This window comes from Roseovarius litorisediminis, from assembly GCF_900172295.1.
Lineage (GTDB): Bacteria > Pseudomonadota > Alphaproteobacteria > Rhodobacterales > Rhodobacteraceae > Roseovarius > Roseovarius litorisediminis.
In genome coordinates, this window is sequence record NZ_FWFL01000002.1 from 1 (window position 1) to 10,617 (window position 10,617).

General features: G+C 53.7%; 12 protein-coding genes. 3 read left to right on the forward strand and 9 right to left on the reverse strand.

Translation table 11 applies throughout. The annotated features are described in order from the left end of the window. Positions 1-483 precede the first annotated feature (483 nt). The 6 genes from PEL8287_RS03440 to PEL8287_RS03465 all read right to left on the reverse strand — a co-directional run bounded on the left by PEL8287_RS03440 (position 484) and on the right by PEL8287_RS03465 (position 3,723). The gene (locus PEL8287_RS03440; protein WP_085890988.1) at positions 484-822 is read right to left on the reverse strand and encodes an NIPSNAP family protein; all 339 of its coding nucleotides are present in this window, start codon (positions 820-822) and stop codon (positions 484-486) included. After that, positions 819-1,322, reverse strand: a complete 504-nt coding sequence (locus PEL8287_RS03445; protein ID WP_085890989.1) for a GFA family protein — start codon at positions 1,320-1,322, stop codon at positions 819-821. The genes PEL8287_RS03440 and PEL8287_RS03445 overlap by 4 nt, the downstream gene beginning before the upstream one ends. Before the next feature lie 44 nt (positions 1,323-1,366). After that, on the reverse strand, positions 1,367-1,795 hold the full coding sequence (gloA, locus tag PEL8287_RS03450) for a lactoylglutathione lyase (protein ID WP_085890990.1): 429 nt from the start codon (positions 1,793-1,795) through the stop codon (positions 1,367-1,369). Positions 1,796-1,866: 71 nt separating this feature from the next. Continuing rightward, positions 1,867-2,358: a hypothetical protein gene (locus tag PEL8287_RS03455; protein ID WP_085890991.1), complete on the reverse strand. Its 492-nt coding sequence runs from the start codon at positions 2,356-2,358 to the stop codon at positions 1,867-1,869. 126 nt (positions 2,359-2,484) lie between these two features. Continuing rightward, positions 2,485-2,916, reverse strand: coding sequence for a hypothetical protein (locus PEL8287_RS03460; RefSeq protein WP_139837691.1), 432 nt, complete (start codon positions 2,914-2,916; stop codon positions 2,485-2,487). Positions 2,917-2,940: 24 nt separating this feature from the next. Further along, positions 2,941-3,723, reverse strand: coding sequence for a YdhR family protein (locus tag PEL8287_RS03465; RefSeq protein WP_085890993.1), 783 nt, complete (start codon positions 3,721-3,723; stop codon positions 2,941-2,943). A gap of 154 nt (positions 3,724-3,877) precedes the next feature. Between PEL8287_RS03465 and PEL8287_RS03470 the strand changes: the two genes are divergently transcribed. The 3 genes from PEL8287_RS03470 (at position 3,878) to repC (ending at position 6,116) form a co-directional block, all read left to right on the forward strand. Next, positions 3,878-4,456, forward strand: a complete 579-nt coding sequence (locus PEL8287_RS03470) for a TetR/AcrR family transcriptional regulator (RefSeq protein ID WP_085890994.1) — start codon at positions 3,878-3,880, stop codon at positions 4,454-4,456. Between the two features lie 400 nt (positions 4,457-4,856). Beyond that, positions 4,857-5,435, forward strand: a complete 579-nt coding sequence (locus tag PEL8287_RS03475) for a GNAT family N-acetyltransferase (RefSeq protein WP_085828816.1) — start codon at positions 4,857-4,859, stop codon at positions 5,433-5,435. 393 nt (positions 5,436-5,828) lie between these two features. Next, a complete protein-coding gene (gene repC / locus PEL8287_RS03480; protein WP_235862170.1) occupies positions 5,829-6,116 on the forward strand; it encodes a replication initiation protein RepC in 288 nt (95 codons plus the stop codon). An 89-nt stretch (positions 6,117-6,205) separates the two neighbouring features. Here repC and PEL8287_RS03485 read toward each other — a convergent pair whose 3' ends face one another. The 3 genes from PEL8287_RS03485 to PEL8287_RS03495 are packed head-to-tail and all read right to left on the reverse strand — an operon-like array spanning position 6,206 to position 10,564. After that, entirely contained in the window at positions 6,206-7,117 is a 912-nt protein-coding gene (locus tag PEL8287_RS03485; protein ID WP_085890995.1) for a phospholipase D family protein, read from the reverse strand. A 2-nt stretch (positions 7,118-7,119) separates the two neighbouring features. Then, entirely contained in the window at positions 7,120-8,949 is a 1,830-nt protein-coding gene (locus PEL8287_RS03490) for an ATP-binding protein (RefSeq protein ID WP_085891452.1), read from the reverse strand. Next, positions 8,930-10,564, reverse strand: coding sequence for a DEAD/DEAH box helicase (locus PEL8287_RS03495; RefSeq protein ID WP_139837692.1), 1,635 nt, complete (start codon positions 10,562-10,564; stop codon positions 8,930-8,932). Before PEL8287_RS03495 ends, PEL8287_RS03490 begins: the two co-directional genes overlap by 20 nt. Positions 10,565-10,617: the final 53 nt, after the last annotated feature.

Here is a 10,617-nt window from a genome sequence, read left to right on the forward strand (position 1 = left end):
CGTAGAACAGCGCCGGTTGCGCTTCCTGCCTCGGTCCCATCATCGCCGGTCCTCCCCCTCGATTACAGGAATTGAATCAGCAGTTCAGACTTCGATCAAGGAAGAGTTTTTCAACAAAATAAGCCCATAGGAGGCGTGTCATATTTTTTTCTGGATGCGTTCGCAGCACGAAATTTTCTGTGACTGCAAACATACCGGTGCTGCCCAGCTGCGAAATGAACGGCCATTCGCGCAAGGCGCAGCGAACATGAGAACGCCTGCAACCGGGTTGCGGGACAAAGAACAAATTCGCTGCAAATGCTCCGATGACCGCTTAGACAAAGGAAGTACAATGTCAGTCTGCGTTCGCACCGATCGTCGCAAAGTGCCTGCGGTGATCAGCGTCGAAGACGTATCGGTTTTACTGTGGGTCACCTCTGGTCCAGGGCCCAGATTTCGTGCGGCGCTCTGCACGTCCTTTGACGCCGGTTAGTAGAGGTCGCGCTACGCCTGATGTTCGCGGATGCCCAAAAGATCCCCATCAAGAACAGGTCGCAGGAAGTGTCGATCGTACCGCAGGATGCACTTCGTCCTTACGGCGAAATCATACACGGCATTGCAATCTGGGTCGGCTGCGCTTTCTGTCCGATAGACTTCGTAAGCGGCCAAAGACGGGAATGAAAACGCGGCAAAGGCGAGGTCATTTGGCCCCTCGTGTGGGAGGAAGTATCCATGATGTTTGCCCCCAAAACGCTCGACGAGAGGGATCCATGCTCTTGCATAGACTTCGAAATCCGCAGTTTTGGCAGGGTGAATCTTGTAGGTCACGTGACAGGTTATCATGATTTCTCCGGTTTGATGATTGGGCTGTTGCCCGTCGGCAGTGATTTTGAACCCAAAGGCTCTGATCCCAGAGACTCCGGGAACTTTGCGTGTGTGGAGACTTGCTCCAGATCCAATGCCCACGAAGGTAGCTCTGAGGCGAATATTCTGACCCGTTCGACAACGTTAACCGGTTCGCTCAGAGATCCGGCCGGAACGATCATCTTTGTTCCGTCACCATTTGCCCACGGAACGCCTGACCCGCAGACCCGGCAGAACGTTTTGGAGATATCACGCCCTGGCACTTGGTAGCTGACGATATCGTCCGCGCCCGCCAGCCAATCGAGCCCTTCGATCCCCCCGAACAGGTTGGATGCAAACGCTGATCCAGTGATTTGGCGGCACTGATCACAGCTGCACAAAAACAGTTTCTCAAACGCGTTGACGACCTCAAAGGAGACGGCCCCGCACAGGCAGCCACCTTTGATTTTCTGGACCGTTCGGTTGTCTGGAGAGGTCATTACCTGTGCCTTTCATACTGCATCACGCCGCCCGTTTTCACGCGCTACTTTGCCGTTTCGATCAACTCGATGCTGTATCCATCCGGATCCTCGAGAAACGCGATGACTTCCTTTTTCCCTATTTCCGAGGGTGCAGATTTCATGGGGCCAGCCGGTCTTGTTATCTTAACGCCCATTTTCGACAGACACTCGCAGGCCGCGTAGATATCCGATACTTCAAGCGCGATGTGGCCGTATCCGTTACCGTGTTGATAGCTGGTTTCATCCCAGTTCCATGTCAATTCAATCGTCGGGGCCGATGGGCTGTCGCCGTATCCCATAAAGGCCAGTGTGAAACGGCCTTCGGGGAACGTCTCGCGCCGCATCTCACGCATGCCTAAAGCATCCCGGTAAAAAGCAATAGAGCGATCAAGGTCACCCACACGTAACATCGTGTAAAGAATGCGTGTGGGGAGGATGGTTTGTTCGGTCATTCGAATTGTCCTTGCGAGAGATAGGGTGCCGACAAGCCGCGACGCGCGGCTTGTCGGCTAAAGAAACTAACTTAGGTTTTTTGGCATACTTCGCCGCTGTAGCGAACCAGTCCTTCAAGGCCGTTAGGGTCACGCAAGTCGACCAGGCCATAGCTGTTGAAAGAACCGTTGGCCCCCTCCATCGTGCCGCGTCCGGTGCCCTCTTGGATGTCATAGGTGATCTCAATCATGAAACGTCCGGGTTTGCCGGGCACAGCTGTCAAAATCCCGAGATCTTTGGTCTGGAACGCGCCGCCATCGGCACGGCCAAAGTAATGCTCCATATCCATTTCGAGGCCCGTAGCTGTTTCGCGCTGACCGGTTATTTTGCCCGCTGCGTTTTGCACACTGCCCGTCAATGTGGCGGAGATGATGATGGGGTTGCCTTCACCTTCGGCGAAGAAGTTCGGGATTGCGACGCCACCGATAGGGGAGCAGACAGCCGGAGCGGCAGACGCGCCTGTGGTGCCCGAGAGGGAGATGCCGGACGCGAGGGCCAGTGCGACGAGGGAGAGTCTAATCATGTTATTTTCCTTTGAGTAAGATGGAGTTGAGACGAGTGGTTTCGTTAGGGTGCGCGCACCCGCCCGCTGGCCCTCACATACGGGCCAGCGGCTTGTTAAAAGAGAGATATTGCAGCTGGCTTTGGCTCAGGCGGCGGTAATATCCATCGCCTTTTGGATGTCACCAAGACGGAAAATCTGCCCGGCTCCGGCCCAGCCACCGTCAGTGACCTCATAAAGCATGGCCCAGTGGTTGAGCCTGTCCTCGTGGGGGCCGACGAAATCATCGACGATACGGCCGATTTCAGCGACCAGGCTCGTTCTGGTCTCGTCGCTCAACGCGCCCTGCGGTGTTGTCACAGCGATGCGAAACGGAGGTTTATCCAGCGGCACGCCGCCCACATAGAATGTACCCTGAGGCTTTTCATTGAAATGGGCCCAGACAAGCGACTGTGCGCCTGCGCTTGCCAATGGTGCACCTTCGGCTGTGAGGACGGCATTCGAGAGTTGTGACATCAGCGCGTCTTGCTTCGATTTATCCAGATCACCCAATGGGGCGTCTACTTGAATGAGCGGCACGGATATTTCCAATCTTTGCTTAGGTTAGATGTAATAAGGGGAATGGAGGCTACGGCTGGCGGCCTCTGCGACGCTTGCGTCAAACACGCGGGTGTAAAAAGCAGCGTTGAGCTTCGCTGCGGTTTTCGGGAAGTCGTCAACTGCGAATGCATGCGCGTTTTCCACCGTGTCGAACGCATCGACTCCGCCAAGCGTATTGGTGTTCAACCCACTGAGCCAAAGCTTGGAGATCAGCCCTTTTTGCTGCTTCAGGACCGGGTTGCGATCCCGCCACGGGGCTTTTTCAAACGGGACGTTGATTTGCACTTCGGTGTACACAAAGGCACCAGGGGCCTGCGTTGGGACAGCCCCAAAATGCGGTGACCCCATGTCGCGACTTGCATCCGAAACGACAGCGGCATCAAACACGCGGGTTGTTTGTGCGACGCCGAAGTTTCTGGAAGCTGCGGGGAAGAAGGTGGTGCAGTAGTGCTGTGCCGTCTCGACGCTGTCGAAGCTGTAGATGCCACCAACCGAGTTATTCCCGACCCCCGAGAACCACGTCTTGTTGAGAAAGCCCGGCTCATTCGCAATCTGGTCGTTGAGCGCCTGCCACGGCACGGTTTCGAAGGGCACGGAGATTTGCAATTCGGTGTATACGAAGGCCTTGGGGATCATTTGTTTTTCTCCTTTTTCAGATTCGGTGCTGGCCATCGCCAGCTTGCCGCAGAGTGTGAGGTTGACGGTTGTCACGGCCGCAACTGTGCTCGCTATGATTGTGCGTCGGTTGATCCCTTTCGCGGCCTGCGACCTTTTCTGATATGTCATCTCGCTATCCTTTGTGTCTGCAGCGCCCAGCTTGATCGGTTGCGTCGCGGTAGAGTTTGATTTATAACGATCACTATATATCCACTATATAACGATCCCTATATCGTCAACCTCAAAAAATAGAGATCGCTATATATACCTGAAAGAACAGTTGATGGCGCAGTTGAAAACGAAGAAAGAACAAACCCGCGCGCGCATTCTGGACGCTGCAAGCCAGAGCTTTAGAAGCAGCGGCTATGCGGGCACCGGCGTCGACGGTATCGCAAAGGCCGCAGGCGTGACGTCGGGCGCGTTTTATGCCCACTTCGGATCAAAGGACGGCGCGTTTGAAGCCGCACTCGCGACCGGAATGGACGAAGTGATAGAGAGCATTCCGAATTTTCAAAGGGATTTTGGTCCTGATTGGGTCGCTGCCTTTGCCGATTATTATCTAGGCGAGGCGCATCGTAACGATCTTGCCTGCGGGTGCGCGATGACGACCCTGTCTCCCGAGGTCGCGCGGGCCGACCCCGAAGTTCACATGGCGTATGAAGCAAAGATGAACAAAATTGTGGGTTTGATCGCTGATGGTTTGAGCGGGGACTCGGATGAGGCCCGCCGAGCCCGAGCTTGGGCGATGTTGAGCGCGCTGATCGGTGGGCTGACGTTGTCACGCGCCGTAGCAAGCCCGGATATCGCGAACGGGATCGCTGCGGCAGTCCGCGCCGCAGCCTTGGTCGCCTCTAAGGCTTGACGCACGGTCTTGAGCCACAACGTCCGACTTGGCCTTCAATCTCCCGTTAGGCTGTGCGCTTCTCACGGCACGAGAACCTTAAAACCGCGCGTCGAACGACCGGTTTGAATTTAGGTCAATTCGCTCGCAGTGAACGGCCGTTTCTATGAAATTGTGCTGCAGCGCCGCGACTCATTCGGCAACTTGATCGAGATGCGAAGGCGAAATTCGCTGCGTCAGTATCGGTCGGCTTCGTCCCGCAACCCGGTCATAGCTGCATCGTTCGCCAGTGTCTGCTCTGTCGCATAGCAGGCCTTGGTTCATACCGCACCGAACGGCAGCCTTTAACCCGGTACCGGACTTGCTTGGCGGGCTGATGTTGGGCAAGCTAATAGTACAAGCTGACGGGTTGGAGACTATCATGATTGAACTTGAACGGCCGTTTCGACTTGCCGACGAAAAAGACGCGCACAGCCTGGCAGATTTGGTCAATTTCGCCGGTGAGGGGCTTCCGCTTCATATCTGGACTGGTCTTGCTCGGGACGACGAAGATCCTTGGGAGATTGGACGGGCCCGGCAGGCTGAAAAGGCGCGCGATGGCCAGATTGTTGTCATGGACAATGGTGACGGAGCCGTCGCAGGCCTAACAGGCTATTCGATCAGATCAGAGCCCGAGCCGATTGGCGAAGATTTTCCGCCACTGTTTCGACCTCTTCAGGAGCTTGAGAACAACGCTCTCGAATCTTGGTATGTCAACGTTCTAGCATGCTACCCTACACACCGCGGTCAGGGCATTGGATCACAGCTCCTCGAGTTGGCGGAAAGGATTGGCGCCTCCGAGGGGTTGAGGCGCATGAGCGTGATCGTTGCAAGCAACAATACCGGTGCGCGCCGTCTCTACGAACGACATGGCTATCGTCAGGCGGCCACTCTACCATGTGTCAAAGCGACATGGGAAACGGATACAGAGGCTTGGGTTCTTCTCATCAAATCGCTTTGAGGTAGCGATTGTCGGCTTTGTCCCGCTCAGCAGACCTTAAAGAAAGACGCTGCGAATGGCTGCTTCCAGCCAGTTTTTAGGTCCAGAGAATGTTGGAAAAACGAACATTTCTTCCAACCGTCATGTTTTGGCCGAACCTTCTAAAACACTTAATTTAAAGGGCTTTATCACGCTTCTACACAGATTGGAGAATATCGGGAAAATACCGTGGCCGAACCGAAAAAAGCAGTGAAATAGCCTTGTTTCTAGCCATATTTTGAAGGGTAAACTGATGAGTGTCCCCGATGGTGACCCAACCCTTCACACAGACCGAACTTTTTCGCATAGTAACCTATCATTGCCTTCAAAGACAGCCCCATCGGTAAACGGTGGGGCTGCAGGGACGCGGATGTGGTGCCAAATGCGCCGCTGGAAGAGCTGGTGGATAGGGAGCTGGAAGAGTGGGTGGCTGAAACGCGTAAAAAACGCGGTGCAGCGCTTGATCTGCCGACCGTGATGCAGGCTTGTCCTGAATTTGCGTCCTGGGCGCGCAATATGGGCGGATATCTAAAGGATTGGGGCGATCTTCACCGGGTTGTAGGTCAACTCAGGCCGATGATCGGCATATCAGAGCACGCCTGGAATCTTGCGCAGGGCACCGCATACGTTTGTGACGACGTCAGAGCTCCTGTCGACGTTTGATCTGCAGAGCTTGAGGGATTTGCCTGAACTGAACCTAGCCGAAACACTTCCGCATCCGATGTAGTCAGATTAGTGTGCCTTTGCGGCGACTATAGAGTGCGTCCGCGCATTAGAACTTCTTGGTTCGTTTCTACGTGATATTCGTTTGGAAAAAGCGCGCTTAGCCAACCCTTAAGTACCTGCCAACGGCGTGCAGCTTCTTTTTCCGTGATGCCGCATAAAGAACGCAAAAGGTCATGAGCGGCGCCGTCAGTAAGGCCCGTTGTTGATAGCCGTTCAATCTCCTGAACAATGACAGTGTTCCTGAAAATAGTCGTGAGTGCTTCGCGGAATCCCACCTCGTTTAGGCCCGGCGGAATTGCAAGCATTTCAAGGTCGTTTTTGGCAGAACGCATTGCGCTTGCTGGCATTTGATCCTCATCGCCGACGTAGGCTTCCCATAGGCCTGACCATCTAGGGCATTGCGGCGCCCACACAGTCGTATCTTCGGCATCTTCCGGATCTGCTTCCGGCCGAGCAATAGGATTGCCAGATATCCGCAACGCTTCTGCTTGTTCAGCGAGTGCAACCTTCATTTCTTGTGTTGCGATAATAGAGTTGGCCATCAATTTGGTCCACCACTCGTTCAGGCCATGTTTATGTGAATCCAACTCTACGAGCAATTCCAAGTTAGCTGGAGAGCGCCATCCCAGAGCGGTGTGGGTCAAGTTGGCTGAGCCAACGAGGCAAAGATCATCAGCAGCAAAGAATTTGGCATGAAGATGTGGATGAACCAACAAAGTTGACCCCGCACGTGCGCTCAGCTGATCCAAAATTTCAAGATCACAGACGCCGCTGGCGATGTCCTCTGGCCGCCAACGCGTTACGCAAGTAACAGTTACGCCTGCAGGAACCGCCATTAGCGCCCTTTCGAGCGAATGAGACTTAATAAACGGCGCGGCAATTTGCACGCTGGTTTGCGCTCGGCTAAGGATCGAGAGAAGGTGCTCACCAATCTTCATCTTCAGTTTTCTGATCCTTCACGAAGAAAAACTTTGGCCATCTTTCCCCATTCTTGACGCATCTCCATCAGGTCATCGTGCTTCTGAGTTTCTTCAAGCTCGTAACGAGCCCATGCCGCGAACAGCAGCCTTAGTGTATCTGATGCCCGGTGCACCCTATCGAGAAGCTCAGCGTCTGTGTCATCATCGGTCTCGGGATTTAGTGCTTCCACAAGTTGGTCGTAGATGGGGTGATTGGTATTGAAAGTGATCTTTGTCAGGTCACCAAACTGTTTGGTTGAGAAAAAATGGTGACCATCGAGGTGACCTGTAGAAAACTGCACTTTGCGTTTTCGGCTTACTACGGCTTCAGTGATGTTCTTGGCGTCTTGGGCGGAGTAATGGTCATTCTCAACCAAATCAGTTTCAAGTTCTGTCTTGTCCTGATCTGTAAACCCCGCCTCATCAGTTTCGGTTTCGTGGCCAGATTCGGCGCGCTCACGGAACTTGTCACTTGCCTGATCGTCGACGTCAGGATCTTCGTGACGTTTCTGCGAGCTGCGTTTGCCCTTTGTCTGTGCCTTTACCCGGCGTCGAATTTCATCAAGTTGCTCGTGAATATATTCAGTAACATCAATTAGCAGCGAACGTGGATCGCCATCTGCCTGAAGGCGCTCGCGGAATGCGGAACGTTGCTCACCAGGATCGGCTTCGTCGGTCCAGTCGAATTGCGCCATGGCAGCAAAGGTGTTTGCGTGCTGCTTGTTGTTTGTGACACCAAATATTTCATCAAGCGCCGATGGAAATTCGACCTCAATCCCCCACCATCGTTCACGTGGGTCGTACCCAATCGTCCAACCCTTATCGAGCTCAAGCTCTCGGCGCTCACGTACGACAGAAACCCCGACGTTCCTGGAGGAGTGCTTGCCATAAGGCATTGAGCCGCGGTCTGGCGAAGATCCCCGCGTAATTGTATCCTCTTTGGCCCAACTGATCCGGACAAGAACTGTGTGAACCTCTCCGTCCAACTCGATTTCAAACGATTGATCGCCCTCTCCCCATCTTTGGAACATGGGTTCTTTGTCGAAAGGGGCAGGCGTAGATGAATTTGGCATCAAGTACAGTGGGTCATTTACCCTTGCAGGCGCATCAAATGATGCGCCGTCTTCACTATAAGCCGCCAATCGAATGGTAAGATCACCCGCATCGATAAACTTGCGATACATCCGCCCTATGAGGACCTCAGTGTTTTCTAAAGTGGCCTTAGCGCCGCGCCATTGTAGTCTATGGTCGTCGAAATTCGACCAAAGCACGAGTGTACCGGAAGTGCCTATGACATCGGACCTATCACGCCATTCTTGTGGCACTGGTCTTTGCTCCGGTATTGGTACCGACTTCAGAAGTCCCTGCTCAATCTCATCCACGTCGAGATAGGTCCACATCGCGTTCTGCGGCCCGGCCTGCCAGGACCAAACTTCCAAGCGCCGACACTGAGAGATCGATGAGTTGGGAAGCCCCATGCCGAAACGGCCAATTCCTTTTCGGTCCTTCAAGTGCGTGCCATTGCCGAATTGGAGCGCGATACGTAGTGTTTCCGGTGTCATACCGTCACCATTGTCAATGACAGCGATCTGGTCAATTCGCCGACTTTTACGTTGGTTGACCTGCTTCATTACTTCGAAACATACGACATCAACTTGTGTGGCATTAGCCTGAACTGAGTTATCTATGAGTTCGGCCAGCGCGTAGTCTGTATTTCTATATCCGCTGTCACGCATCGCGCGCACGGCAAGCTCCGGGGGAATGATGTCGCCATTGAATCTGTTTGCTTCGTTAGCCGTAATCTGGTTCATGCCAGACATCCTCCCAGTTTTGAAATGCTTCCGCCACGCTGCCAAACCCAGGTAGATCGGGATCAGTAACCGTAATGATCTCTGCCTCTTTGTTGCCACCGGCTCGAAGACCTCGAGTCGCCCGACCAACCATTTGGCTGTACAGGACAAGCGACTTAGTTGGCCGCGCAATAATCGCGCAGCTCGTGCGTGGAGCATCGAATCCAGTGGTCAGTACGCCATAGTTCAACATGACTATCTTGCCGGACCCACTAGATTTGTAGCGCTTGATACGTCGCTCGCGTTCGCCGCCGTCTGTTTCTCCAGCGACAAAAAGAGCTTCTATGTTCTTAATGGTCAGCATTGCTTGCAGCAGCCTTGCGTTCTCTACCGACGGGGTGAATACGATTACGCGGTCATGCCGCGTCAAGGCGTCAAAAATCGCTGACAGGATGGCTTCGTTACGCGCGGCGTCGAGACCTATTTTCTCCAGAAGGTCATCAGTGAGGTCCGGGTCGTTTTCCAGCGAGCGAATATCAGCCATGTCAAGGCAGGTTTCGGTCGGTGCTTTAAGTTGGCGAAAGTTGGGCCGAGCCAGATACTCTTGATCCATAAGGAAAGTCACCGGGTCATCATATCCGTCAATTTCAAGAACGACTTTCTGCCCTTCAAAAAAATCGGAAAGGCGCTTGTCTTCGTCAATCTCCGACCAACTACGCCCCGGTGTGGCTGTAAGGCCCAAGAGAGCATTGTCAGGGCGTTTTGAACTCAATGCCCGCAAAACACGCGCGTAAGTAGGCGCGATTGCTTGGTGAGCTTCGTCGATAACGATCAGTGAAGCTCGATCAGCGAGAGCTAAGATCGTGTTGGCGTCCCTAGCGTCCAATGCCACCATCTTTGCCAAGCCAGCGACAAGTAAGCCATCATTCATATCCGCAAGTGGCGCGCGCTTGCTTCCCCAGAACCTCATAAGCTGCACATCGCGGTCACCTAGTGGTGCCCATGCTTTTTCAAATTCTTCCGCAGCCTGATCCAACAGCTCCCGGTTTTGTGCCAGCCAGATGACGACCGTAGGTCCGTATTCCCGCAAATGGCGGGCGGCAAGATGCATAGCTGTACGCGTTTTCCCTGCGCCCGTTGGCATGTGAAGCACTACTTTGCGCGGAGTTTTCGTTAGCGCAACTGCAACCTTGCTAGCGGCAACTCGTTGGTGAGGAAACAAGCCATAGGCTGCAGGAACATTTTGCGATGAAGGAGCGGCAAATTTTGGTGCACGTGGATCGTCGACGATCCCAAAAAAATCGAAAAGTTGGACTAGACCAATTTCGGCGATCTCTGCCTCGATGGTTTCGTAGGGACTTCGTTCTATTGTGAGGCCTAGGGTCGTGCAGAACTCACGCGCTTTGGCCAGCGGAAGCAGTCTGATAATTTTCAACCGGGTAGCGGTATCAATGAGCGCTTCTGCTGGGTCAAGAATTACTGCGGCAATGCGATTTACCTCCTTAGTTCCCAACAACCCTGGAGACATCCTTTCAACAAGTTCGATCACCGAGGACGGAAATAGCTCTTGAACTGCTTTTGATTTTGCACTCAGCAGCAGTGCTTTCAGAGAAATACCTGGTGCTGAGCCTGTCACGCTTCACAACTCCAATTTTTGGTTCCAGCGCTTCTTGTAACCCCAGCACCTAA